The organism is Acinetobacter sp. YH12208 (genome assembly GCF_013418055.1).
In the GTDB taxonomy this organism is placed as follows: Bacteria; Pseudomonadota; Gammaproteobacteria; order Pseudomonadales; family Moraxellaceae; genus Acinetobacter; species Acinetobacter pseudolwoffii.
In genome coordinates, this window is record NZ_VPCT01000004.1 from 76,838 (window position 1) to 103,342 (window position 26,505).

At 44.3% G+C, this 26,505-nt stretch carries 26 protein-coding genes and 1 riboswitch; of the genes, 12 read left to right on the forward strand and 14 right to left on the reverse strand.

Translation table 11 applies throughout. The features are described from left to right. Positions 1-9 precede the first annotated feature (9 nt). The 3 genes from FTU95_RS15155 to FTU95_RS05775 all read left to right on the forward strand — a co-directional run bounded on the left by FTU95_RS15155 (position 10) and on the right by FTU95_RS05775 (position 1,461). Positions 10-174 (forward strand): hypothetical protein, encoded by a 165-nt coding sequence (locus FTU95_RS15155; protein ID WP_005096973.1) that lies wholly within the window; start codon positions 10-12, stop codon positions 172-174. Next, entirely contained in the window at positions 167-457 is a 291-nt protein-coding gene (locus tag FTU95_RS15160; RefSeq protein WP_159515743.1) for a GNAT family N-acetyltransferase, read from the forward strand. The genes FTU95_RS15155 and FTU95_RS15160 overlap by 8 nt, the downstream gene beginning before the upstream one ends. Positions 458-573: 116 nt before the next feature. After that, positions 574-1,461 (forward strand): DMT family transporter, encoded by an 888-nt coding sequence (locus FTU95_RS05775; RefSeq protein WP_180077820.1) that lies wholly within the window; start codon positions 574-576, stop codon positions 1,459-1,461. A 68-nt stretch (positions 1,462-1,529) separates the two neighbouring features. On the opposite strand, the gene pcaD is transcribed toward FTU95_RS05775, so the two are convergent. The 12 genes from pcaD to FTU95_RS05835 all read right to left on the reverse strand — a co-directional run bounded on the left by pcaD (position 1,530) and on the right by FTU95_RS05835 (position 12,715). Next, on the reverse strand, positions 1,530-2,309 hold the full coding sequence (gene pcaD / locus FTU95_RS05780) for a 3-oxoadipate enol-lactonase (RefSeq protein WP_005096968.1): 780 nt from the start codon (positions 2,307-2,309) through the stop codon (positions 1,530-1,532). Between the two features lie 63 nt (positions 2,310-2,372). Continuing rightward, positions 2,373-3,578: a 3-oxoadipyl-CoA thiolase gene (pcaF, locus tag FTU95_RS05785; RefSeq protein WP_005096966.1), complete on the reverse strand. Its 1,206-nt coding sequence runs from the start codon at positions 3,576-3,578 to the stop codon at positions 2,373-2,375. Positions 3,579-3,704: 126 nt separating this feature from the next. Then, positions 3,705-4,358, reverse strand: coding sequence for a 3-oxoacid CoA-transferase subunit B (locus tag FTU95_RS05790; protein WP_180077822.1), 654 nt, complete (start codon positions 4,356-4,358; stop codon positions 3,705-3,707). A gap of 19 nt (positions 4,359-4,377) precedes the next feature. Further along, positions 4,378-5,049 carry a 3-oxoacid CoA-transferase subunit A gene (locus FTU95_RS05795; protein ID WP_004731110.1) on the reverse strand — a complete coding sequence of 224 codons (672 nt, stop codon included), beginning with the start codon at positions 5,047-5,049 and terminating at the stop codon, positions 4,378-4,380. 43 nt (positions 5,050-5,092) lie between these two features. After that, complete coding sequence (gene benE / locus FTU95_RS05800) at positions 5,093-6,307, reverse strand: benzoate/H(+) symporter BenE (RefSeq protein WP_180077824.1); 1,215 nt, start codon at positions 6,305-6,307, stop codon at positions 5,093-5,095. Between the two features lie 58 nt (positions 6,308-6,365). Beyond that, positions 6,366-7,151, reverse strand: a complete 786-nt coding sequence (gene benD, locus FTU95_RS05805) for a benzoate diol dehydrogenase BenD (RefSeq protein WP_180077826.1) — start codon at positions 7,149-7,151, stop codon at positions 6,366-6,368. A 17-nt stretch (positions 7,152-7,168) separates the two neighbouring features. Then, complete coding sequence (gene benC, locus FTU95_RS05810) at positions 7,169-8,185, reverse strand: benzoate 1,2-dioxygenase electron transfer component BenC (protein ID WP_180077828.1); 1,017 nt, start codon at positions 8,183-8,185, stop codon at positions 7,169-7,171. A 90-nt stretch (positions 8,186-8,275) separates the two neighbouring features. After that, positions 8,276-8,767, reverse strand: coding sequence for a benzoate 1,2-dioxygenase small subunit (gene benB, locus FTU95_RS05815; protein ID WP_005096959.1), 492 nt, complete (start codon positions 8,765-8,767; stop codon positions 8,276-8,278). After that, the gene (gene benA, locus FTU95_RS05820; RefSeq protein WP_005096958.1) at positions 8,764-10,152 is read right to left on the reverse strand and encodes a benzoate 1,2-dioxygenase large subunit; all 1,389 of its coding nucleotides are present in this window, start codon (positions 10,150-10,152) and stop codon (positions 8,764-8,766) included. Before benA ends, benB begins: the two co-directional genes overlap by 4 nt. Positions 10,153-10,226: 74 nt before the next feature. Then, the gene (gene catA, locus FTU95_RS05825; RefSeq protein ID WP_004731099.1) at positions 10,227-11,147 is read right to left on the reverse strand and encodes a catechol 1,2-dioxygenase; all 921 of its coding nucleotides are present in this window, start codon (positions 11,145-11,147) and stop codon (positions 10,227-10,229) included. 154 nt (positions 11,148-11,301) lie between these two features. Further along, positions 11,302-11,592 (reverse strand): muconolactone Delta-isomerase, encoded by a 291-nt coding sequence (gene catC / locus FTU95_RS05830; protein WP_004647036.1) that lies wholly within the window; start codon positions 11,590-11,592, stop codon positions 11,302-11,304. A gap of 13 nt (positions 11,593-11,605) precedes the next feature. Further along, complete coding sequence (locus FTU95_RS05835) at positions 11,606-12,715, reverse strand: muconate/chloromuconate family cycloisomerase (protein ID WP_180077830.1); 1,110 nt, start codon at positions 12,713-12,715, stop codon at positions 11,606-11,608. A 115-nt stretch (positions 12,716-12,830) separates the two neighbouring features. Here FTU95_RS05835 and FTU95_RS05840 point away from each other — a divergent pair, with 115 nt between their 5' ends. From FTU95_RS05840 to FTU95_RS05850, 3 genes are all read left to right on the forward strand, one after another. Beyond that, on the forward strand, positions 12,831-13,742 hold the full coding sequence (locus FTU95_RS05840; RefSeq protein WP_005096953.1) for a LysR family transcriptional regulator: 912 nt from the start codon (positions 12,831-12,833) through the stop codon (positions 13,740-13,742). A 229-nt stretch (positions 13,743-13,971) separates the two neighbouring features. Beyond that, positions 13,972-15,342, forward strand: a complete 1,371-nt coding sequence (locus FTU95_RS05845; protein WP_100357612.1) for an aromatic acid/H+ symport family MFS transporter — start codon at positions 13,972-13,974, stop codon at positions 15,340-15,342. Positions 15,343-15,453: 111 nt separating this feature from the next. After that, positions 15,454-16,806 (forward strand): DcaP family trimeric outer membrane transporter, encoded by a 1,353-nt coding sequence (locus FTU95_RS05850; RefSeq protein ID WP_180077832.1) that lies wholly within the window; start codon positions 15,454-15,456, stop codon positions 16,804-16,806. Between the two features lie 48 nt (positions 16,807-16,854). On the opposite strand, the gene FTU95_RS05855 is transcribed toward FTU95_RS05850, so the two are convergent. Beyond that, positions 16,855-18,276, reverse strand: a complete 1,422-nt coding sequence (locus FTU95_RS05855) for a PLP-dependent aminotransferase family protein (protein WP_114541220.1) — start codon at positions 18,274-18,276, stop codon at positions 16,855-16,857. Between the two features lie 378 nt (positions 18,277-18,654). Here FTU95_RS05855 and FTU95_RS05860 point away from each other — a divergent pair, with 378 nt between their 5' ends. The 4 genes from FTU95_RS05860 (at position 18,655) to FTU95_RS05875 (ending at position 23,433) form a co-directional block, all read left to right on the forward strand. Then, positions 18,655-20,292 (forward strand): long-chain-fatty-acid--CoA ligase, encoded by a 1,638-nt coding sequence (locus FTU95_RS05860; RefSeq protein WP_114541221.1) that lies wholly within the window; start codon positions 18,655-18,657, stop codon positions 20,290-20,292. A gap of 298 nt (positions 20,293-20,590) precedes the next feature. Next, entirely contained in the window at positions 20,591-21,613 is a 1,023-nt protein-coding gene (locus tag FTU95_RS05865) for a flavin reductase family protein (RefSeq protein WP_180077834.1), read from the forward strand. 42 nt (positions 21,614-21,655) lie between these two features. Next, positions 21,656-22,822 (forward strand): acyl-CoA desaturase, encoded by a 1,167-nt coding sequence (locus FTU95_RS05870; RefSeq protein WP_180077836.1) that lies wholly within the window; start codon positions 21,656-21,658, stop codon positions 22,820-22,822. Between the two features lie 260 nt (positions 22,823-23,082). After that, complete coding sequence (locus FTU95_RS05875; RefSeq protein WP_004280391.1) at positions 23,083-23,433, forward strand: hypothetical protein; 351 nt, start codon at positions 23,083-23,085, stop codon at positions 23,431-23,433. Positions 23,434-23,515: 82 nt separating this feature from the next. On the opposite strand, the gene FTU95_RS05880 is transcribed toward FTU95_RS05875, so the two are convergent. Continuing rightward, positions 23,516-24,232, reverse strand: coding sequence for an HAD family phosphatase (locus FTU95_RS05880; RefSeq protein WP_180077838.1), 717 nt, complete (start codon positions 24,230-24,232; stop codon positions 23,516-23,518). Between the two features lie 281 nt (positions 24,233-24,513). Here FTU95_RS05880 and FTU95_RS05885 point away from each other — a divergent pair, with 281 nt between their 5' ends. After that, the gene (locus FTU95_RS05885; protein ID WP_004647024.1) at positions 24,514-25,407 is read left to right on the forward strand and encodes a LysR family transcriptional regulator; all 894 of its coding nucleotides are present in this window, start codon (positions 24,514-24,516) and stop codon (positions 25,405-25,407) included. A 205-nt stretch (positions 25,408-25,612) separates the two neighbouring features. Then, a riboswitch (guanidine-I (ykkC/yxkD leader) is annotated at positions 25,613-25,728 on the forward strand. A gap of 30 nt (positions 25,729-25,758) precedes the next feature. After that, on the forward strand, positions 25,759-26,496 hold the full coding sequence (locus FTU95_RS05890) for an urea amidolyase associated protein UAAP1 (RefSeq protein WP_064102896.1): 738 nt from the start codon (positions 25,759-25,761) through the stop codon (positions 26,494-26,496). The last annotated feature ends 9 nt before the right edge of the window (positions 26,497-26,505 follow it).

Sequence of the window (26,505 nt, forward strand, 5' to 3'; positions counted from 1 at the left end):
TAAAATAATATGAACATTAGAAAAGCTACTGTTCAGGATACATCTGCTATCGTAGAAGTCATTGCACCATTTGTAGAGGCTGTCACTACGGCAGAAGAGGGACGCTTACGTTTTAAAGCTGAAGTAATTCAAACCATTTTTGAACGGCCAGATAATTTATTATTATGTGGCTGAAATTGACCGCAGAATAGTCGGTGTGGTGGCTTATATAGCACCTGCACATTTCATGCATTTTTTCTTGAATAAGGCTTATCAAGGTCAAGGTTACGGTCGCCAAATGTGGCGCTTTTTAGAAAAACATATTCGTAGCCAAGGTCATCAATCTATTACTGTAAAATCCAGTTTATATGCTTTGGATATTTATAAACGCTTCGGTTTTGTTGAAATGGGCGAATACACTGAGGAAAATGGCATTCGTTTTATTCCCATGCGAAAAGACTACTTAGCTGAAATTTAAACCATCTAAAAACAATCCAAACTTTCCGCTATTCACCTTCACTCCATTTTTAATTAGTCATGCCTTTTACTTAGGCATAGAATTGGTTCACTTTTGTTATATATGCAAATCATTTTATGGCAATCGGCTGGATCTTTTTCACCTTAATGGCTGCATTTATGCAGGCATGGCGTAATGCATTTCAAAAACAGCTGAGCACTACGGTCGATGTTTGGGGGGTCACGCTGGCACGGTTTATCTTTGCCTTGCCCTTTGCAATAATCTATCTGTCCAGTCTTTATCACTTCAAGCCCGTTGAAAATATTATCCATTTTACTCCCAGGTTTTGGGTCTATATTGTGATTGCTGGTTCAAGCCAGATTTTAGCGACTGCCTTGATGGTGAAGCTGTTTCAACAAAAAAATTATGCGATTGGGGTCGGTTTGGCTAAAAGTGAAGCCATTCTTGCCGCCGTCATTGGTGTCGTGTTTTTAGCCGATCATTTATCGGTACTGGCCTGGATCGGTGTGGTACTCGGTGCTTATGCTGTATTCCTGCTGAGTAAAGGCCAGCAGATCAGCGGATTTTCTGCCCAGACCTTAGCGATTGGAATCGGCAGCGGCTTAAGTTTTGCGATTACCTCACTCTTGGTCAGGGAGGCGAGTCTGGAGCTAAGCACATTGCCAACTGTCCATCGTGCTGCATGGGTACTGCTGATGGTCATCAGTTTTCAATGCATCAGTATGCTGATCTATCTGAGTCTATTTAGCCGCCAGACTTTAGTGGCCATGTGGCAACGCTTGAGATTAACCTTTAAAGTCAGCGTGTGCAGCTTTATGGCATCGCTGGGCTGGTTTACTGCCATGAGCATGATGAGTGTGCCCATTGTCAAAACACTAGGTCAAATCGAGATTTTATTTAGTATGCTGATTTCTGCATATTTCTTTAAGGAGAAACTGGCACGTGCCGAGCATTGGGGGCTGGGCTTGGTGGTGATCGCTGCGATTTTGGTCATTTGGGCTTAATACTGACTCCATCTTGATAAAAAAAAGCCACTGATGATGATCAGTGGCTTTTTCCTTTTTTGAGCAGTTTAAGCTGCAATAAATGCCTGAACTGCCTGATTGAACGCTTCAGGTTGCTCGACATTGGAAATATGCGATGCATTGATTTCAAACAGTTGGCTATTGGCAATGCTGGCTTGCATCGACTGACCATCAGCAACAGTCGTTACAGGATCTTGCTGACCTGCCACAATCAATACAGGAACTGAAATTGTCTTTAACTGTTCACGTAAATCCGCTTTAGCCAAAGCTTCACAGCAACTCGCATAACCTTCCGGGCTGCCAGCTCCAAGGTCGTTTGAAAGTTCTGCAACAATTGCTGCGTTGCTTTGAATAAAGGGTTCGGTAAACCAGCGTGATGCTGCGGTCGATGCAATCGGTGCCAAGCCTTGCTCACGCACCAGTGCAGCACGTTCCAGCCAGGCCTGTTCCTGACCAATTTTGGCTGCCGTATTACACACAATCACTTGGTTAAAGCGTTCTGGGCGGTTAATTGCCAGCCATTGACCAGTCAGACCCCCCATGGAAATGCCACAGAAAGCAGCTTTCTGGATATTTAAATGATCCAGTAGATTCACTACATCTTGACCCAGTTGATCCAGGGTATATGGCCCTTGTGGTGCGCTCGAGCCACCGTGACCACGGGTGTCATAACACACCACGAAATAATCTTTCTGGAAAAATTCAATTTGTGGCTGCCACATGCTGAATTTGGTGCCCAATGAATTGGAGAACACAATTGCAGGCTTAGAGGTATCCCCAAAAGTCTGGTAATTAATTTGTGCATCGTTAGATGTAAATGTTGGCATTAAAATCCCTCCCGACCTCCCTTTAAAAAAGGGAGGGGAAATTTTTATTAAGTGATCGTGCTTTTAGACGCGTTCGATAATCAAAGCAATACCTTGACCGACACCAATACACATTGAACATAGTGCATATTGACCGCCAGTTTGTTCCAGCTGGTTCAAGGCAGTGGTCACCAGACGTGCACCAGAGGCGCCGAGTGGATGACCCAATGCAATTGCGCCACCGTTCGGATTGACTTTTTCTGAGCCGTCTTCAATGCCTAGATCACGGGTACATGCCAGTGCTTGGGCCGCAAAAGCTTCATTCAGTTCGATCACATCCATCTGCTCTAGCGTTAAGCCGGTTTGAGCAAGTAGCTTTTTGATGGCAGGTGCCGGACCAAAGCCCATGATGCGCGGCTCAACACCCACAACAGTTGAGCCAATAATTTTGGCACGTGGTTTTAAACCGTATTGCGCAATCGCTTCATCAGACGCGATCAGTAGGGCGGCAGCACCATCGTTAATGCCTGAAGCATTACCGGCTGTAACTGTACCATCTGCTTTTACCACAGGTTTTAGTTTTGCCAGAGCTTCTGCTGTTGTAGAGGCACGTGGATGTTCATCTTTATCTACGACCACCGGATCGCCTTTACGTTGTGGAATCACCACCGGAATGATTTCTTTATCAAAGAAACCCTTGGCTTGTGCTGCGGCTGTACGTTGCTGGCTGCTCAGGGCAAATTTGTCCTGATCTTCACGGTTAATCCCAAACTGTTCAGCGACATTTTCAGCCGTTTGCGGCATGGTTTCTACGCCGTACATGTCTTTGAGTTTCGGGTTAATGAAACGCCAGCCCATGGTGGTATCTTCGATTTTCTGACTACGGCCATAGGCGGTTTCTGATTTACCCATGACAAAGGGTGCACGAGACATTGACTCGACACCACCGGCAATAATCAGATGGGCTTCACCCGCTTTAATCGCACGTGCAGCCATGGAGATAGTATCTAGCGATGAACCACATAGGCGGTTGACTGTAGTTGCAGGCACTTGATAAGGCACACCTGCAAGCAGCGCTGACATGCGGCCAACGTTACGGTTATCTTCACCGGCCTGGTTGGCACAGCCATAGATCACATCATCGACCTGTTCCCAGTTCACCGATGGATTACGTTCTATTAAGGCTTTGATTGGAAGTGCACCGAGATCATCAGTACGAACAGGAGCGAGGCCACCGGCATAACGGCCGAATGGGGTACGGATGGCATCGATAATATAGGCGTTTTTCATGTTTTTACTTTCCAAATCTTTGAATCCCTCCCAACCTCCCTTTACTAAAGGGAGGCGTTTTTCCCTGAATTTAAAGGGTGAAAGTCCCTCCTTTAATAAAGGAGGGATTTAGGGAGGATTTATAAATTAGTTCTGAGTCGCATCAATCAGTTTGGCACCAGTCATCGACTGCAACTCTTCAAATGACAGACCTTCAACTTTCTCAATCACTTTCATCCCTTCAGGCGTGACATCAATCACGCACAGGTCAGTGTAAATACGGTCGACACATTTCAAGCCTGTTGCTGGATAAGACAGTTCAGCCACGATTTTTGGCTCGCCTTTTTTGGTCACGTGATCAGTCGTAATAAAGACTTTTTTCGCGCCAACAGCCAGATCCATTGCGCCGCCGACTGCTGGAATTGCATCCGGTGCGCCAGTATGCCAGTTGGCCAGATCACCATTTTCAGCGACCTGGAACGCGCCCAGTACGGCGATGTCTAAATGACCGCCACGCATCATTGCGAATGAATCACCATGATGGAAAAAAGAACCACCTTCCAGTAAGGTCACGAATTCTTTACCGGCATTGATCAGCTCAGGATCGCGATCTTCTTCAGCAGGAGGAGGACCGAACGCCAGCAGGCCATTTTCAGAGTGCAGGAATACGTCTTTATCGCCTGGCAGGTAACTTGAAATTTTGGTCGGTAGGCCGATCCCCAGGTTGACATAAGCACCATCAGGAATGTCTTGTGCCACACGTTCAGCGATCTGGTCACGGGTCAGTTTGCTATAGCTCATTATTTATCTCCGATGCCAATTATTGTGCAGGTTTAACTTGAACAACGTGTTGAACAAAAATTCCCGGGGTGATGATGTGCTCTGGATCCAGTGCACCCAGTTCAACCACTTCAGAAACTTGAGCGATGGTCACATCTGCTGCCATTGCCATGATCGGGCCAAAGTTACGCGCAGATTTACGGTAGACCAGATTCCCCCAACGGTCGCCTTTAGAAGCTTTAATTAAAGCAAAGTCAGCTTTAATCGGATTTTCTAAAACGTAGTCTTTACCTTCGTAATTCATGGTCGGTTTGCCTTCAGCCAGTAAAGTACCAAAACCGGTAGGGGTATAGATTGGACCTAGGCCCATACCAGCCGCCTGAATACGGCAAGCCAGATTACCTTGAGGAACCAGTTCCAGTTCGATCTTACCTGCACGGTAAAGTTCATCGAATACCCAGGAATCAGACTGACGCGGGAAAGAGCAAATGATTTTACGTACAGCCCCGGCTTTCAGCAGTTTCGCCAAACCGTAGTCGCCATTGCCGGCATTGTTATTGACGATAATTAAGTCTTTGATACCCAATTCGATCAGACCATCAATCAGTTCAGCAGGCTGACCTGCTGTACCGAAACCACCAATCATGATGGTTGAACCATCTTTGATCTGGGAGAGTGCTTCTTTCAATGATAATGAACTTTTATCTATCATAATCTGGTCCTTTCATATCCTAAACTTATGGATGTCTTTAAACTCATTTTGAATCTGATGCTGCAAGCGGAACAGCGTTACGGTCTTTCTGTGACAATACAAAGTGCGCCACCAAACCAATACAAATCCCCCAAAAGACTGAGCTCAGTCCAAGGAACTGCATACCAGATGCAGTCGCCAAAAAGGTGATCAGGGCAGCATCACGTTGTGATTCTTTGCCCATTGCAACGGAAATATTGGTGGCAATTGCACCGAGCAATGCCAGTCCTGCCAAAGCCGCAATGAGTTCTTTGGGCATCAGGCTAAACAGCATGACAATGCTGCCGGCAAATAAGCCGCCTAAAATATAAAAAAGCCCATTGGCCACGCCGGCGATATAACGCTTTTCTTTCAGTTCATGGGCATCTTTACCCAAACATAAAGCAGCCGTGATTGAGGCCAGTACAATGGTAATGCCGCCTACACAGGCCACCGCAAGCGAAGCAATACTGGTCACACTAATAATAGGTTTGGCCGGCATGTCATAACCGCTGAGCTTGATAATACTCATGCCTGGTAAAAACTGGCCAGAAAGACTGACTAAAATCAGCGGTAGTGCCAGATTCAAGGTAGAGTTCCAGGTCCATTCCGGGGCAATAAATTGTGGAATCGCCAAGCTAAAATCAGCGGTTACCGGGTTAATTTTGCCCAGTAACAGACTTAAAACCACACCTGCCACTAATACCCAAACCATGGCATAGCGTGGGCTGAAACGCTTGGCCAGTAAAAATACTGCCAGCATGCCAAACACAATGTAGGGCATGGTATCGGTTGCCGTAAACAGACCTAAACCAAACTGCAATAAAATCCCGGCCATCATTCCGGCAGCCACTTCCTGAGGAATCCAGGACAGCAATTTGTCGAAATAACCGGTGATCCCAATGAAAAAAATCACCACGGCAGAGGTGATGTAGGCAGCGACCGCTTCATTGAGTGAAATATCAGGAAAAAGCGTGACTAATAAAGCCGTTCCGGGTGCAGACCAGGCAGTCACCACCGGTATTTTGTATTTAATCGATAAGAAAATACCGGCAAGTGCAGCACCAATAGAAATGCCCCAAATCCAAGAAATCATCATGTCTGGGGAAACTTGGGCTTGTTGAGCAGCCTGGAAAAAAATGATTAGTGGGCCTGAATAGGAAATCAGCACTGCTAAAAATCCTGCAACAGTCGCTGAAATTGACCAATCATTTTTTAAACTGTGAAACAGGTTATTCATTGGTGATGTGCCTCCTTGCGTCAAACCATGATCCTGTTAAAAAAGTCATGATCAGGACTTAGCCCTGATCACCACCACCGACCGGTACGACAGTACCAGTCATATACGATGATTCATCCGAAGCCAGGAATACAATTGCATTCACTTGTTCCTGAATCGTACCGTAGCGACCCATAAAAGTACGGTCAATGGTCTGATCAACCACTTGCTGCATCCAGTCTTTTTCTGACTCAGTCAGTGGATTGGCATTGCGTGGCACTTTACGCGGTGGTGCTTCGGTACCGCCAGTTGCGATCGCATTAACACGGATTCCATCTTTGGCATGTTCAAAGGCAAGGGAAGCGGTCAGACCGTTCACACCACCTTTAGATGCTGAATATGGAACACGGTTAATCCCTCGTGTGGCAATAGAAGATACGTTTACAATTGTACCTTTCTGATTTTGAATCATTTCTGGAAGAACTGCACGGCAGCACCACAGCGTTGGGAACAGTGAGCGGTTCACCTCCTTGATAATTTCCTCTTCAGAAAATTCTTCAAAAGGCTTCATCCAAATCGCGCCGCCAACGTTGTTGATCAGGACATCGACACGGCCATAAGTTTGCAGCGCTTTGGCGACAACAGATTCTGCGCCGGCAAAGGTTTCCAGATTGGCTTTGACAGTAATCGCATCACCGCCAGTGGCTTCAATTTCAGCCAGAACTTCTTCCACATAAGGCGAAAGGTCAGCCATGACGACTTGAGCGCCTTCGCTCGCCACTTGCAGCGCGACACCGCGACCGATGCCTTGCGCGGCACCGGTCACGATTACAACTTTATTTTCAAATCTTTGACGATTAGACATTGAACAAATTCCCTCTATTAGTTGGCAGAGAATTTTTCAAACAGGAAGCTTGCAGGTTTTACGCCTTCAGCATCCAGCCAGCCGCGAACGGCTTCAACCATTGGTACAGGGCCACACAGGTAGACATCTACATCACCGCCATTTAGCCATTCGTTCTCAATATGACCGGTTACATAGCCTTTACGCTCATGTGTAGATTCCGGGTTAGCAACCACTGTACGGTATTCGAACCACGGGAATTTTTCTTGCAGTTCGTTCAGTTTTTCAATGGCAACCAAGTCAAAGTCATTGGTCACACCAAATACTAAACGCACTGGATGTTCTGAACCTTTTTCTTCCAGTACTTGCAGCATTGACATGAATGGTGCAATACCTGTACCACCCGCCAGCATCAAGACGGGACGGGTCACAGGGCGAAGGTAGAAGCTACCAAATGGACCGGTAAAAGTCATCTTGTCGCCAGCTTTGGCATTTTTACTTAAGAATTCACTCATTTTGCCGTTCGGTACGTTACGTACTACGAAACCGGTCAAGCGGTCGCTTGGCTTTGAGCTGAATGAATATGAACGGGTTTCAGTCGTACCTGGAATACCGACATTGACATATTGACCAGCCAGGAAATGAATATCCGGTTGACCTTCATCTAACTGGATGTCAAAAGTAATGGTCGAGTCAGACAGGTTTTCGACACGCGCCAAAGTACCTTGGAAAGCGTGAATTTCAGTTTTGCAGACTTCTGAAGACGCCTGAATCTGGAACACTGCATCTGAAGTTGGTTTACATTGGCAAGCCAGAATAAAGCCTTCAGCGGCTTCTTCAGGCGTTAAAGCATCTTCAATATAAGTTTCTTCAGGCATGTCAAATGAACCTGATTCACAAAACGCACGACACGTTCCACAAGCACCATCACGGCAGTCCAAAGGAATATTGATCTTTTGACGGTAAGCTGCATCCGACAGTGTTTCACCATCTGAAACAGAAATAAAACGTGTAACGCCATCTTCAAATTGAAGTGCAACATTGTGGTTTGACATGGCTGAATATCCTATATAAATCTTTGTAACTGAGCCTTTCAGCCAATTTTCCATCTGACCGAAAGGCATAACCTGGCTGTAAAAACAGTCTTAGAGGTGATAAATGTCGATAACCTGGTTGATGTAATCGTTTTTCAGTACCACGTATTTGCTTAAAATTTGTGGTTTATCGCCTGAGAAATCGATTTCATAACGAGACATACCGAAATAGCTGTAACTTGTTTTGTAACGGAAGCTCAAAGTATTCCAGTTAAAACGTACAGTCACTTTGTCGCCATCACGTTCAACAATTTCAATATTGCTGAGGTTATGGCAGGTACGTGTGTCCGGCATGGTTGCAGATGAACGTTCAGTCTTGATCCGGAACACGCGGTCTTCTAAACCTTGACGATCTGGATAGTAAATCAACGAGATTTCAGACTGCGGATCTGTGGTCAGTTTGTCATCATCATCCCAAGCTGGCATCCAGAAAGACGCAGTAGGGGCATAACAAGTTAACCAGTCATCCCATTGTTCATCATCTAAAAAGCGGGCTTCTTGATACAGGAACTGAGCAATATTTTCTAAAGTGATGTCGCTCATGCGTTTTCTCCTTCAGTTGATGCTGCAATTTCTTTCTCAGTCGCAATACCTTTTTTGATCAATTCTAACCAGTACTGGTGCTGAGACAGGTATAGACCTTCATCTTCAGTTTTAATACCAGACAGTTTTGGTTTTAAACCGATTTCATTGGCAGCATCATCAGGACCTTGAATCCAGTGTTTAGAACCACGGCACATATCGTTCCATTCCAGCGCGATACCGGCATAACCTGCCTGACAAGCACGGAATTCTTCAAGATCGTCTGGTGTCGCCATACCTGAAGCGTTAAAGAAATCTTCATACTGACGGATACGACGGGTACGTGCTTCAGGCTCTTCGCCTACAGGTGCGATACAGTAGATCGTCACTTCAGTTTTATCGACAGAAATCGGGCGCAGGACACGGATTTGTGAACCGAACTGATCCATGAAGTAAACGTTTGGATAGATACACAGGTTACGTGAACGTTCGATCATCCACTTCGCCATGGCTTCGCCATATTGCGCAGTGTATTCATCTTTCTTGGCAAAGTTAGGACGGTCTTCCGGGTTAGCCCATTGAGTCCAAAGCAGCATGTGACCATGTTCAAAGCCGTAAGAACCACCGCCTTGTTTGCCCCATGCGCCTGCGCTCATGGCACGGATGTTGTCGCCAGCTTCTTTTTCTTTACGTTGCTGAGTCGTTGCAGCATAGTTCCAGTGTACAGCAGACACGTGATAACCATCAGCACCGTTTTCAGCAGTCAACTTCCAGTTACCTTCATAGGTATAAGTCGAAGAACCACGTAAAACTTCCAGACCTTGTTCAGACTGATCCACGATCATGTCAATGATTTTGGTCGCTTCGCCCAGGTATTCTTCCAGAGAAGGAACATCCGGATTCAAGCTGCCGAACAGGAAACCTTTATAGTTTTCAAAACGGGCAACCTTTTTCAGGTCATGTGAGCCGTCTTTGTTAAAGCAGTCTGAATAACCCGCTTCAGCCGGATCTTTGACTTTTAATAACTTACCTGAGTTATTGAAAGTCCAGCCATGGAATGGGCAAGTATAAGTTGCTTTATTGCCTTTCTTGTTACGGCACAATTGTGCACCGCGATGCGAACAGGCATTTATCATGGCATTCAGTTCACCTTGACGGTTACGTGCAATGATGATCGGCTGACGACCAATATAAGTAGTATAGAAGTCGTTATTGTTTGGAATCTGGCTTTCATGTGCTAGATAAACCCAGTTACCTTCAAAGATGTATTTCATCTCCAGGTCAAACAGGGCCTGGTCTGTAAATACTGAACGGTGTAGTTTAAATTCACCAGATTCATAATCATCAACCAGTAATTCGTCAATGCGGTCTAAATGGCTGGTGTTAATTACGGGAATACGAGGCATGTCCTTTCTCCGACTTTCCAAGGGGGAAGTCAGCGGGATATATCTTTGAAACATACCCCGCTTCTATAGTTGTATTAAGCGCTAGCGCGGCGACGATCAACTTCAGTAGAAGGTACGTTTTGTTTCTCTTTCACAAGTTCAATATCAAATTGAATGTGTTTGAAAGGACCGTTTAGACCACGTTTTGCAATTTCAGCTTCATCAGTCACGTCAACCGCAGTTGCAACCAAGCCTTCACGAGTCGCGAATGCAAAGTCATCCCACAGGTATTGGTCGCCTTCAATGTTGAATTGAGTAGTCAGTTTGCGGTAACCCGGTGCAGATACGAAGTAATGTACGTGCGATGGACGGTTACCGTGACGGCCTAATTTGTCCAGTACAAACTGGGTGGTACCTTCTGGAGGGCAGCCATAACCCACTGGCATTGTAGTCAATGCAGTATATTGACCATCGGCAGCGGTAATGATGCTGCGACGCAAGTTAAAGTCAGACTGTGACTTGTCAAAGAATGAGTAGTTACCCAGGCTGTTTGCATGCCAGATTTCAACTTTGGCACCTTCAACACGGTTGCCGTCAGTATCCGTCACTGTACCTTCAATGATCAGCGTCGGGATTTTGCCTTCTTCAGAACCATCATCCATACGCGCAAAGCTTACAGTTTCAGGTGCGCCAGCGACATAAAGTGGACCTTCAATCGTACGTGGCGTACCGCCAGTAATACCTGCTTTAGCATCTGCTTCATCAGCACGTAAGTCTAGGTAATGCTCCAGACCCAAACCTGCAGCCAATAAACCTAATTCGTTCGCTTGACCGGCATCAGTAAAGTATTCCAGGCCTTTCCACAGTTCTGACTGGGAAATATCAAGATCTTCGATAGCCTGGAAAAGGTCGCCCAATAAACGCACAACAACTTGTTGTACACGTTCATCTACAGGACCTGTCGCTGTATCAACGTTCATTTGCTTAACTAATGCATCAATTTCTTGGCGATTCATACTATTGCTCCTAAAGTATGTCTTTCATCTTTTAGTGGCGCACTTTTTTAGCTTTCATTGGCTGGCTAAATCTGGCTGGCCACAATCCTTGTTGAGGTACCCTCTGTTTTCGATTCGGAAGGGGAATCCGGTGACTCCCAATCCGCTCATTTAATCAACTGTCGTCATCTCGAACTGAAGATGGGTGACGGTTTAATGCCATCACTTCAATATTCATATAAGGATAGAGCGGCAAGCCTTGTAACAGGTTGTGCAACTCTTCATTGCTTTCAACATCAAAAATACTGATGTTTGAGTACTGGCCCGTGATGCGCCAGATATGACGCCATTTGCCTTGACGCTGCAATTCCTGCGAATAGGCTTTTTCAACAGCCTTAATTTCGTTTGCCTGTTCAACTGGCAGGTCACGTGGAATGTTTACATCCATACGTACGTGGAAAAGCATGGGTTTCTCCTGATTACTGACGACGCAAGTTGTCAATCTTGTTTTCATCCAACTCAATCCCCAGACCTGGTCCTTTCGGAATCTCAAGTTCAAAGTTTTGATAGTTGAGTGGGGTTTTTAAAATATCTTCAGTCAGCAGCAAAGGACCAAACAGCTCGGTACCGAACGCCAGACTTTCAAAAGTAGAGAACACATGTGCCGAAGCAATCGTACCCACCGGGCCTTCCAGCATGGTGCCGCCGTACAGGTCAATACCTGCAAGTTTGGCAATCTTGCCTACTTCACAACCTTCGATCAGACCACCTGACTGGGCAACTTTCACTGCAAAAACAGATGAACCGTTTTGTTTGGCAATCTCATACGCTGAGTGCGGGCCCATTAACGATTCGTCTGCCATGATGGCAACATCAAAACGTCGGGTCAGACGGCGCATGGCATCCAGGTTATCAATTGCACATGGCTGCTCAATCAGATCAACACCGCCGTCTTGCAGCAACTGAATTCCTTTAATGGCGTCTAATTCTGACCAAGCACGGTTCACATCCACACGAATCGAAATATCTTTGCCCAGGGCTTTTTTAATCGCCAGCACATGCTCAACATCTTCTTCAACTGGACGGGAACCAATTTTGAGTTTGAAAATGTTATGGCGTTTTGCTGCAATCATTTTTTCTGCTTCAGCAATATCTTTTTCTGTATTGCCTGAAGCCAAGACCCAAAGCACTGGAATACTGTCACGTAAGCGGCCACCTAAGACTTCACTGAGCGGCTGCTGCATGCGCTGTGCCTGAATATCTAGCAGGGCAGTCTGAATCGCGCATTTGGCAAAACGGTTACCATTAATATTCTTTTTGATCGCTTGTAATGTTTGTGCAACATTTAAACCGGATAATGTCTTTAAAAGGGGGGCGAAATAAGTTTCAATATTGACTTTAACGCTTTCCGGGCTTTCATCACCATAACCTAAGCCGCCGATCGTCGTTGCCTCACCCCAACCGATATAACCATCTTCAGTGGTGATTTTAACTAAGACCAGGGTCTGGGTTTGCATCGTCGCCACAGCCATCTTGTGAGGGCGAATGGTCGGGATTTCTACCAGCAAGGTTTCAACTGACTTATACATAATACGGATTCACATTCTTGCTTTAATGCTTCGATTTGATATACCTTAAAAGAATAATGTTGATTGGTCTAAGATCGATTTAGCATTTTTTTATACTTTAAAGGTATTCTAGATCATGGAACTTAGACATTTACGCTATTTTGTTGCGGTGGTAGAAGAGCAAAGTTTTACTAAAGCGGCAGAAAAACTATTTATTGCTCAGCCTCCTTTAAGCAGACAGATCCAAAACCTTGAAGCAGAGCTGGATATTCAGTTATTTGAGCGTGGTAGCCGTCCATTGAAGACCACAGAAGCAGGTCAGTTCTTCTATCAGCACGCTGTTAAACTTTTGTCTAATGCGGAAGAAATTAAGTCGATGACCAAGCGCATCGGCATTGCAGATCGCACCATTACCATCGGTTTTGTTGGTTCTTTATTGTTCGGTTTACTGTCGCGTATTCTGTTTTTGTTTAAACAGCAGCATCCTTATCTCAAAATCGAGATGATGGAAATGAATACTTATGAACAGATTCAGGCCCTCAAAGAAGGCCGTATAGATGTCGGTTTTGGCCGCTTAAGAATCTCGGATCCGGCCATAAAACGAGTGTTGTTGCGTGAAGAGCGCTTGGTGGTGGCAGCACATGCCAGTCATGTCCTTGCTCAACGCGAGAGCCTGCATTTATCTGAACTGGTCGATCAGCAGTTGTTTTTATATCCGAATACGGGAAAGGCTAATTTTGCCACCCAGGTGCGCGGCATATTTTCTGAGTATGGATTAGAGCCTAAAAATCTGCGGATTGTACGCGAATTGCAGCTGGCACTCGGTTTTGTAGCGGCGGGAGAGGGTGTTTGTATCGCGCCGGAAAGTGCACAAAATATTAAATTGGCCCATCTCAACTTTATACCTTTAGCAGATGCATTTGCTGTGAGTCCTGTATTTATGGCCATGCGTAATATGGATGAAAGTGAATATATCCGCTACCTATTTGATGCTGTCTATCAAGTCTATGATCTTGAAGCATTAAAGTATGATCGTTCGGTGTTTTAAGTCCAATCAATTATCTCAAGAGGCACAGCAATCAGCAGCTCTTGGCAAGTTTATCGGCCTATGTTAAAAAATATTCCACGATTCAATAATATATTTTTTAATTAATTTAAATGCTTAGCCTGAATCAGACTTTATAGGTATAAAGACATGCCTATTCAGTTTTGGACATTATTCTGCATCTTCTTCATTGTGGCTTTCATAAATTGAACTTCACAATCTGGAGGTGGAGATGTCTACAAATAAAGTGAATATAAATACGCTGATTGATGAAGCAAAGTTCACGCCCTTTCACTGGGGCGTGCTGATCTGGTGTTTGCTGATCATTATTTTTGATGGCTATGATCTGGTGATCTATGGGGTCGCCTTGCCTCTGTTGATGCAAGAATGGTCATTAACTACAGTGCAAGCCGGGATGCTGGCCAGTACCGCATTATTTGGCATGATGTTTGGTGCCATGACTTTTGGAACCTTGTCCGATAAGTTAGGTCGTAAAAAAACCATCATGATGTGCGTGGCTATTTTTAGTGGATTCACATTCATCGGTGCTTTTGCGACATCACCGGTCGAATTCGGAATCTTACGTTTCCTTGCCGGCTTAGGGATTGGCGGGGTTATGCCGAACGTGGTGGCCTTGATGACCGAATATGCGCCTAAGCGTATCCGCAGTACTTTGGTGGCCTTAATGTTTAGTGGCTATGCAATTGGCGGTATGACCTCTGCGCTGTTAGGTGCATGGCTGGTGCCACAATATGGCTGGAAAATCATGTTCTTGTTAGCCGGTATTCCACTGTTACTTTTGCCAATTCTTTGGAAATACTTGCCAGAATCGCTGATGTACTTGACCAACAAGCAACAGACTGCACAAGCAAATGATATTATTCAAAAAATATCTCCGACACAGGTTATTACCAGTGACACCCAGTTTGTACTGAATGAAGTACAAAAAGGCGATGAAGCCCCATTAAAAGCACTATTTCAACAAGGTCGCAGCTTCAGTACCTTCATGTTCTGGCTGGCGTTCTTTATGTGCCTATTAATGGTCTATGCCTTGGGAAGCTGGTTACCTAAACTGATGATTCAGGCCGGTTACTCGCTAGGTGCCAGTATGATCTTCCTGTTCGCATTAAATATTGGGGGGATGGTCGGTGCAATTGGCGGTGGTTATCTGGCAGATCGTTTCCACATCAAAAAAGTCCTCACGATCATGTTCTTATGCGGAGCAATCGCCCTGATCTTGCTTGGCTTTAACAGTCCACAGTTTGTGCTCTATACCTTGATTGCTATAGCAGGTGCTGCAACGATTGGCTCACAAATTCTGCTCTATACCTTTGTGGCGCAGTATTATCCATCGACGGTACGTTCTACCGGTATGGGCTGGGCATCTGGTATTGGACGTATTGGGGCGATTGTTGGTCCGGTACTGACCGGTGCTTTATTAACCATGAATTTACCGCATCAAATGAACTTCTTTGCTATTGCGATTCCTGGCGTGATTGCTGCGCTGGCAATTTTCCTGGTGAACTTAAAAAGCTCTGTAGATGGTCAAGCCCTTACGGCGAAGACTATTCAGCCAGATTCACTGGCAGAAAAGACCAGTTAATGAATTAAACTATAGTTAATAAAGATAGTATTACCAATGATATAGATCGCCATCGTAACGGGTGGTGATCTGTTGCTAGAATCTAGTCGAACAATAAAAAGCGAGTTTAGGATGAACACGACACTATTCACCACAACAATCAATAAGCCAACACGAAAACACACGCTTTTGATGAGCATGATTGCAATCAGTATGGGGAGCATGAGCTTATCGGTTCAAGCACAAACCACGCAGAGCAGTCAGCAGGAAATTGAACAACTACGCCAGGAAGTTCAGGCCTTACGTGCCTTGATTGAACAGCAGCACGTTCAGAAAGCGGCTGTAACTGCGCCGGTCGTCGCATCTACACCTGCAACTCCAGCCAGCAAACCGGTGATGAAAATCGCCAGTGGTGCCGAGTTTAATCTATACGGAAACATTCGTGCCGATGCATCTTATCAGGCTGAAGGTGGGTCAGCAGCACGCATGTTCAACCAGATTGGTTCAGTACCACTTGAAGGTGCTGGGGAGCGTAGTGATGAGTTTAAGTCGACACTTTCTGCCACGCGTTTAGGGATGGATTTTAAAGCACCTGTAGGTGCTGGGGATAAAGCACTCAGCGGTAAAGTTGAGGTGGACTTTTTAGGTGGAGCCGGCTTTGACAACCTGCGAATTCGTCATGCTTATATCAGCTATGCTAACTGGCTGATCGGTCAAACCTGGTCAAACTTTGCCACGCCAGACTATATTCCGGAAACTGTAGATGCTCTGGTATATGCTGGGGGTTCGATTAAACGCACACCACAAGTGCGCCACACCAGCACTTTCAGCCCTGAAACCAATCTGGTCGTTGCAGTTGAAGATCCGAAAGATACGAATCCTGGGATCAAACAACGCCTACCGGCTTTAACCGCACGTTTAAATCATAAATTTGCCGATAATTTTGCAGTCAGCGCACGTGCCATGGGTCATGAAAAGCGCGTGAATGAAGATGAAGAAATGGCGTGGGGCGTGGGGCTGGGGGCGAAATATGACATTGTGCCGGGGACGACTTTAAAAGCCGACTACTATCATGTCAAAGGCGATAGTAGCTTTATCTCGAATGCCAATACGGGTGTAATTACAGCTGTAAATGGTGATCTGTTACAAAGTGAATTCGATTCGATTTCGGTGGGCTTAACCCAGCAATTTAATGACAAGTTGCGCGGTACTTTAGGCTATGGTTATATGAGTTTTGATGATGATCAACGTTATATCGATGCGCTTATTGCTTCGACGCCAGCTGATGCAGCGCAATCTAATGCAACTAGAGCCAACAAAGACCTCTGGCAAGCGTGGGCAAACGTGTTCTATAGCCCAACCAAGCCACTCAGTTTTGGTCTGGAATATGTCTATGGTGAACGTACAGCTTTAGCTCCAGCTACAAATGGCAGTGACAAAGGTGAAGACAACCGAATCAATGCGGTTGCGATTTACAACTTCTAAGACTTCTTTCAATGAGAGAGTCTGATCTGTAACAGAAGCGTGGATGAATTAATCCGCGCTTTTGCTATTTTGAAGAATGGTTTCTGCCAGCAGATTGACTGCATCTTCAATCTTGGCTGTCCATTCAAACGAACAGTTCAGCCGAATATAATGTTGGCTGGCAGGCTCAGGCTTAAACAGCAGTGCAGGGGCAACTGAAATATGTTGTTGAAGCAATTGTTCATAGAGCTGCTGGGCATCCAGTTGTTGGGGCAATTCAATCCAGAGAAAATAGCCACCGGAATAATAATAAATTTCACAGAGGGTGCCTAAACGCGCTTTGAGTTCCTGATAAAATTTCTTTTTATATTTTTCCAGATGCTGCCTTAAATGGCGCAAATGTTTTTCATAATGATGATGTGAAATAAATTCGACCAGCGCATTTTGAAGTAAGGGACTGACCGTTAAAGTGCTCATGAGCTGTAAATGCTGAATGGCATCGGAAAATGGGCCGGCATATACCCAACCGACGCGTGCGCCCATTCCCAGTGTTTTGGAAAATGAAGCACAGTGCAGTACCATTTGATGTTGATCAAAATATTTAACTGGTAAGGGCTTGGCTGCACCATAATTTAATTCCTGATAAACATCATCTTCGATTAAATACACCTGATATTCATGCAAAAGCTCCGCAATTCTCTGTTTGATTTCAGAACTGACGGTAAAACCAATCGGATTATGGGCATTCAGCATCAGCCAGCACACCTTGATCGGATACTGTTTCAAAGCCTGCTCAAATGATTCGAGATCAAAACCAAACTGTGGATGTTCCAGGATGGTAATTACCTGTAATCCCAGACGCTCGGCTGCCTGCCAAGCCCCATAAAATATAGTTTGCTGTAACAGGATAAAATCACCAGGTTGGGTTAAGGCCTGTAAGGAAAGGTTTAGTGCTTCTAGTGCACCTGATGTAATGACAATGTCATCCGGATTACAACTAATACCTTGCAATTGATAACGGTTGGCAATCAGTTGTCGCAAGTCCTGATTACCGGGCGGCATGTGATTCTGGTTGTTATAGCTGCTTTTTCTTTTGGCCTGCTGTGCCAAAATCTGCATAAATTTAGCGTTATATAACAGCTCTGCATTGGGAAAGGCAGACCCAAAAGGCACAATTTCGGCTGACTGAGTCGATTTTAAATAATTAAATACCACTGAGTTGATTTGAATTTTAGGATTTAAACCAATCTGGGCGGACTGTTTGCTATTGAGCAGCGCTTGAGTGTGTTCTGCAACGTAATAGCCTGATTTGTCTTTGGCATAGACCAGACCTTGTGCTTCAAGTTCCTGATAAGCATTGAGTACCGTCATCAGGCTATAACCAGATAATTGGGTCTGTTCGCGAAGTGAAGGCAATTTTTCATGTGCCTTCCATACGCCATTTTCAATCATCTGACGGATATTCTGTGCCAGTTTTTCAGACTTATACATACACTTTCTTGAACTATAACTGTTCTAATTATTTTGATTTATAACATATTTTAAGATGCTTAATATAACAAAAGGGAGGACTAGGCTTATTGTCATTCTATTTTTAAGCTTGAGTCTTGATGCACTACAACTAAAGTGAAAATCAGGTCTCAGATTTTCTGTGGAAATTTTATCTCTACATAAATTGTATTCCCATTTTTATACGCCTCAGTCACTTGGCTTAATTTGTCACAATTCGATACTTACAAAGTTAGATTTCCTTGCTAAATTCGATCCACATGATGATAAAAAGTAAGTTACGGTTTCAGACCGAGCCATCATGCAACTATAACAACGATACGAAAATACGGACCAATAACAAGCACAAAGGAGTGGAGAATGCTCGGAAATATGATGTTTCAGCCTTTACTGATCAGCAGCATGATTGAACATGCAGGACGCTATCATGCCGATACCGAGGTAATTTCCAAAAATACCGATACCACTATTACAGTGACCAATTGGGGAGAAATTCACCAAAACTCGAAACGTTTTGCCAATGCATTACAACAACTCGGCTTGGCGCAGGGAGATCGGGTCGCGACTATTGCCTGGAATAATCATCGCCATTTAGAGTCCTGGTATGCCATTTCTGGCAGCGGCCTGGTCTGTCATACCATTAACCCGCGCTTATTTCCGGAACAGCTGATTTTTATTATGAATGATGCTGCGGATCGCGTGGTGCTGTTCGATAAAACATTTGTCCCTTTAATTAAAGCCGTGAAAGCGCTGTTGACCTCGGTCGAGCATTTTATCTGTCTGGATGCGGCGGATCCGGCAGTCAGAGAAGCGATACCAGAAGTACAATTTTATGATGATCTGATTGCCGGCCAAAATGCAGATTTCGAGTGGCCAACACTTGATGAAAACTCAGCAAGCTCTCTGTGTTATACCTCAGGAACCACGGGCAATCCTAAAGGTGTGCTGTTTAGCCATCGCTCTACGGTATTACATAGCTATGCCATCATTTTACCTGACTCATTAAATGTCTCGGCTCGGGATATTATGTTGCCGGTCGTGCCGATGTTCCATGTCAATGCTTGGGGAACACCGTATGCTGCCGCGATGGTGGGATGTACCCTGGTCCTTCCTGGACCGGGTCTGGATGGCGCCAGTCTGGTCAACCTGATTGATACCTATCAGGTTTCGGTAGCACTTGGCGTACCGACCATCTGGCAGGGGTTGATTGCAGCCGCAAACCAGTCAGGTTCCAAACTGGAAAGCCTAAAACGGAATGTAGTGGGCGGATCGGCATGCCCACCGGCCATGCTAAGAGCGTTCAAAGAACAGTTTAATTGTGAAACGATCCATGCCTGGGGCATGACGGAAATCAGCCCACTGGGTACGGCAAATCAGCTCAAGACCAAACATTTGCATCTGTCTGATGAAGAAAAATTACAGATTCGGCTGTCCCAAGGCCGTCCGCCATTCGGGGTTGACCTACGTTTGACTGATACAGAAAAAGGGACGCACGAAATTGAACGTGATGGACAGACCACAGGAAATTTACAGGTCAAAGGGCATTGGGTCATCAGTCATTATTTCGGCAAGGAAGAATCAGCTTTGACTGCTGACGGCTGGTTTGATACCGGCGATATTGCTACGCTGGATCAGGATGGCTTTATGAAACTCAGTGACCGTTCTAAAGATCTAATCAAGTCTGGCGGAGAATGGATTTCATCGGTGGAGCTGGAAAATATTGCCATGGGGCATCCGGAAATTGCGATGGCTGCCGTAATTGCCGCCCAGCATCCTAAATGGGATGAGCGCCCGGTATTGATTGCCATTAAAAAACCGGATAGCCAGCTAAGTGAAACTGATCTGCTGGAATATTATGCGGACAAGGTAGCCAAATGGCAGATTCCAGACCGAGTCGTATTTGTTGATACGATCCCACTCAGTGGTACTGGTAAAATGCTGAAAAAGGATCTGCGTGAATTATATGGGACTATTCTTTTGGAGCAGGCAGCAGGTTAAAGCGTCATTTAATCTGAAAATCCCAACATGAAGTTAAAAAACTGATCTCGAATAGAGGTCAGTTTTTTTATGTACAGGCTAAGCAGCGTTGTCTATTTAAAAATGCTTTTTCTCAATCCATATCGCCTTGATCGCTACTTTTAGACGATATTGTCCGACAAAAAGTCATATTATATGGCTTAGGCACATAATTTGACCTGTATTGACATGGTCTGAATGTGAAAATTCTTTATCCTGAGCAATATAATAATTAGACAGTTGTACATTAATGAAGCTGTCTGCGGATAAGGGGATAAAAATGACAAGCATGCCAACCTATCAGCCGCATTGGATCCGGGAAGATTTCATTGATTTTATTGGTGAAAAAATCCATCCAACCTGGGCAATCAAAAAAGTTAAGGCTGCCGTTATGGGCATTCAAGCCATCAGCCCTGACTTTTTCAAGATTCACTTACGTCCAAATCATAATTTTAAAGCCAAGTCATTTCAGGCCGGCCAGAATATTGCAGTGACCGTCAGACTTGATGGCGTACGTCATCAGCGACATTATTCTGTAGTGACGGTATTAAAAAATGGCGATCTGATCATTGCGGTTAAACAGCAGGGTAAAGTGTCACGTGCCTTAAGTCTGATGCAAATTGGTGCGGTGGTTGAAATATCTCAGCCCCAAGGTGAGTTCACATTGCAAAAATCCACCCAGCCGATTTTATTCCTGGCTTCAGGTAGTGGTATTACCGCCATTTACTCCTTGCTGCAAAAAGCAGTCATTCAGTCTCTGGAACAGATCGACCTGATTTATTTCACTCGAGATGATGCCTTTCATGCTGAACTGAAAACATTGGCTCTTATGCATCCAAACTTGAAATATCACCATTTCAATACCGTGGAACACCAGCAGCATCTGACGCAGAGCTTATTGCAAGAGCTGGTGCCAGACTTTGCAGAACGAAAAATTTATGCTTGTGGCTCCGCCGGGATGATGAAGGCCGCACTTCGCATCGTTGATAAACTGGAATTGAAATCCAATTTTCATTCGGAATATTTCCAGATTGTGGTCGATGAAAAAATTAAAGCACAGCCGGTACGGTTTTTAAGATCGCAGCAGGAATTTCAAGCCCAGTCCAACTTACTGGAAAGTGCCGAAAAATCCGGCTTGAGACCAGCGCATGGCTGCCGAATGGGTATCTGCAATACCTGTTCCTGTACCAAAGTCAGTGGTTCGGTACGAAATGTTCTGACCGGTGAAATTGATCATGGTAATAATACCCAGATCAAACTCTGCATTTCTCAGGCAGTGAGTCCTGTGGTGATTAATTTATAAACTATTGATAAGCCATTAATTAAACTATAAGAAGGTGCTCCCATGAATATGCAAATTGATTTTAAACGACATAGCAAAAGCCAATTTCTCAGTCCGGAACAGATTGAGGAATTCGGTGCCAAAGTCGATGCGATCCGCCGCGAGGTCATGGATGATCTGGGGGAAAAAGACGCCGAATATATTTATAAAATCCGCAACTTTGTCCGCTATAGCGAAATTGCCTCACGCGGCATGCTGATGTTTGCCGGTTGGTTGCCACCGGTATGGCTGGCGGGGACAGGTCTGCTCGGTCTTTCCAAAATCGTGGAAAATATGGAACTCGGTCACAATGTCATGCATGGCCAGTTCGACTGGATGAACGATCCGAGTCTGAACGGTGCGACCTATGATTGGGATACGATTTCAACCGGCGATGACTGGAAATATACGCACAACTATATTCATCATACCTATACCAATATCGTCGGAATGGATCATGATGTCGGTTATGGTCTGATTCGGGTCAGTGAATCGCAAAAGTGGGAACCACGTTTCCTGTTCAATATTCCACTGGGCATTCAGTTAATGGTGTTTTTCGAATGGTATGTTGGCCTGCAACGTTTGCATCTGGAAGATGTGATTGCCTATAAAACCAAAACCTGGAAAGAAGTCTGGGAAGAAGCAGCACCTTTGCGCCAGAAGATGCGTCGTCAGGTGTTAAAAGATTATGTGTTTTTCCCGATTATTGCAGGGCCAAATGCCATTCCGGTATTTACCGGAAATGCGGTGGCTAATGTGATTCGCAGTCTATGGGCTTCTGCCGTCATTTTTAACGGTCATTTCACCGAAGATGCTGAAACCTTTGAGATGGACAATACCGACAATGAAACCCGTGCCGAGTGGTATTTACGCCAGATTCGTGGTTCGAGCAATTTTAGTGGAACAACCTGGCTACATATCTTGAGTGGCAATTTGAGCCATCAGATTGAGCACCATCTGTTCCCGGACATGCCCGCCAATCGCTATGCGCAGGTTGCGCCAAAAATCAAAGCGCTCTGTGCAGAATATGGCATTCATTATAACGAAGCCAGCTTTATGAAACAGTTTTCTACAGTGTGGGTAGGTCTCGCTAAATGTTCTCTACCGAATCACTGGACTGAGCAGGTGGTTGAAAAAACCCATGCTGCTAGATCTGTATTCAACTACTTTAAAGCGAAACTATTGTCATAATTCTTAAGTGTTACTTATTCACCATTTTGGTACTCCTCAATAGATTTGGATGGTCTATTGAGGAATTTTTTTTTGACCTTTATCAGATTCAATATCATTAAAATCCTCCTGTTTATGAATAAAATATGGATACAGATTTCAAAAAATGACGAAAGCAAAACAGATCCAGTACTGCTGAAACGCTTTGCCTACAACAACCTGCTTCAGCTCTAAAGGCTTCTCTCTATAATGGCCGCGTCGTTACACTCAAGGTCTCAGTTTTGAAACATCTTAAATATTTTTCAGCAATTCCATTATTAGTACTTTTAACTGCTTGTAACACCACTGAAGCACCCGCACCAGATTATCAGGGCAATTGGAAAAACACCGTGGAAAATCCAAAACTTGAAAATATTCTGGTTATTTCTAAAAACGGTGAAAATTATCTGATTACCAATACGATCAAAGATAAGGAAACCGGTAAAACCGAGAAAAAGAATCCAATGCCCGCTGCAGTGAATGAAAATGGTATGCTTCAGTTGAACGCAGGTGCAGGTATGGTCGATTTCGCAATCGATGAGAAAACCGGAAATCTGGTTGGTTCAGGCTCAATCTATAAAAAAGCCAAATAGGTAATAAGATTTTTAGGCCACAAATAGTATTCGAGATGCCATGAATAAGGATGTTTCATGGCATCTTTTTTAGTGGGTGTTTTTATTGAATGAAACTCAATAATTCAGCAAAATCCTCGACATAATAATTTGCTTTGGCTTTGATCAAATCTATTTCATGAGCGGAGTGCTGATCATAAATTGCCACCACCTCGATGCCCGCATGATTTGCTGCTTCTACACCGACTAACGAGTCTTCAATAATTAGACATTCCTCAGGTCGAAGGTTAAAGGCTTGCAAAACATTCAGATAAACTTCGGGATGCGGCTTAATGTTCTGGACATTTTCACGTGTGAGAATCAAGGCAAAATCATCCTCAAAGCTGATTTTAGAATTAATATTTCGATTGTTATCCTGATAGCGCTGTACATTGAATAAACTGGTGGTGGTGGTCAAAGCCAGTGATATCTGTTGCTGTTTTAAAGCCTGAATCAGGAGGTCTGCCTGAGGTTTTAACTCGACGATATAATCAAGAAAATGTCGGGAAATACTATAACGACGATTTTTTACTTCTTCTTTAGCTGGTTTAAAACCGTATTGTTCTTTTAAAAATCCACAATATTCGAGATAAGGATCTGACATATGTCTCAAGGCGGTAAGTTGAAGATCGCGCTGTTGCTGAATCTGAATCTCATGTAAATCGACTTTTCTGTTGGAGAGCTCATCAATCAGGGCTGCATCGACCTGATTCCAGATGCCTACAGAATCAATCAACGTACCATCCAGATCAAAACAGACCAGCTTTTTATCCTGAAACATATAAGATTTCTCTGTATTTTTATCATTTATTGGGTGTGGCTGAGTATATCGCATACGATTTAAATGTTTAACTGACCTGAGCAAACCGGGCTGGAAATTTTACGCTAAGGTACTTTTTAATGGATTTATTCATCTGGCAAAAGTATTTATTTACGGAAAATTACAGCGAGTTTAATCCTGAAAATAGTTGCGAAGTGTTATATTTTAATCTGACCCTCAATAGACTTATGCGGATGAAAGACCTGTCCGAATGATGAGAAAGTTAAAGGAAATGTATTTCTGTGTTTGAACTTGACTGTAAATTGCTCAGTATTTTTTATTATGTCTATAAATTTAAAAACGTATCTCAGGCAGCCGATCATTTAGATATGAGCCAGCCAGCGGTGAGCAATCTGCTGAATAAAATTCGCCAGCATTATGGTGATCCTTTATTTTTACGTATTGGCAATGAGATGCTACCTACGGATCTGTCCAAACAGCTCTTTCCCTTGGTCAGCGAAGCACTGAGCAAAGTTGAAGCAATCAATAATTTTACGATCAATTTTGATCAGGTCACTTCACAGCAGCGCTTTACACTAGCGATGACCGATGTATCGCATCTGGTGTTATTGCCAAAAATTTCCCAGTATCTGAAGCAGCATGCATCCCATATCCGTCTTAATGTGCGTCCGATTACCTCGGAAACCAGTTATCAGATGGCCAATGGTGAGATTGATCTGGCTTTGGGCTTCTTGCCAAATCTGGAGAATGGCTTTTATCAGCAGAAACTGTTTGAGCAATATTATGTAGTGATCGCAGCGAAAGACCATCCGCGCCTGACCGGTGACAGCATCACGACCGAAGAGTATTTACGTGAAACCCATATCGATATTGATGCCGGGATGGGGCATTACCATATTGAAAATGAATTGCTGAATCTGGAACTTAAGCGTGACATTCTAATGCGTCTGCCAAGTTATCTGGGGGTAGGACTGGTGGTACAGGAAACCGATGCGATTGCGACCGTGCCTTATTATTTGAGTGAAGTTTTATTATCACGCGGCAATCTCAAGATTTTTGAGGCACCGATTGCTTTCCCGACCTATTCCGTAAAGCAGTATTGGCATATGTCCTGTCATCATAAAACCAGCCATCAATGGCTACGTAATATGCTGCATGAGATTTTAAGTAAATAAGCTTGCAACATGGAAGGCTTGATTTAATCTTCATCTCTAGATTTTAAAATTCCTGGTTCAAGCCGGGAATTTTTTATTTTGGTACATCTTGATGCCTTTTTCAGAGCCTTGCACCTGAATTGATCAGTTCCAGCTCAAAAAAGTATTACCAAACGGGAAAATAGTATTACTGATTTGGCACAGCCTTTGCATTAACTCTGTCATAGACAAAGTGATCTAGGGTTCCGGCAGTTATTTTTTTAAGACTGCGTCTGCGACCGAGAGTTCACGGCTAGGTTTGTTAAAACCAAAGCTACACGGAGGGATAAAAGCCCGGGAGGTAAACCGTACAAGTTAGATGCAGAGGCTGTTATGAGCACAACTACTTATCACGAAGATTCCGCACTTTGGACTGAACTTTTACCGGGTGGCCATCACTGGTCAGCGCGCATTCAACGTGGCGCAGTTTTACAACTCAAATCCTTGGGCGCAAATACCAATGTTTCACTGTTTTGTGTGAATAGTGAAGACAAGCTTGAAGCCTATAACATGCCAGACAGCCTTAAAGGTCAACACAGCGCATTTTTAAGTACAGGGCACATTTTGGCGTCAGATTTGGGTCGTGCGATGGTGTCAATTGTCAAAGATGACCACGGTTGGAATGATGCTTTTTGTGCACCAAGTACCGCACCGCAAATTGAAGCACAGTTTGGCACGAAGACCTTCCAGGATGCCCGTAACGATATGTACCGCAATGGCAAAGACAGTCTGCTTTTAGAGATGACCAAGTTTGGTTTATCGGCTACGGACTTAAGCAATACTTTAAACCTCTTCTCAAAAGTTCAACCGGATGACAACGGCAACTTGTCTTATGTGAAGTCTGACAATACCGATCAAGTGATTGAACTGCGCTTTGAAATGGATTGTTTGGTGTTTTTATCTAGCGCACCGCATGCCTTAGATAACTCATCTGAATATGTACCCGCTGATATTCAACTCTCACTGTTTAAAGCACTTCCTTTAGGCGACACCGATGTCTGCCGTGATTCATGCCCGCAAAATCAGCGTGCGTTCCAAAATAATAACCGCTACTACGCTTTAACTGCTTAAGGGGAATAA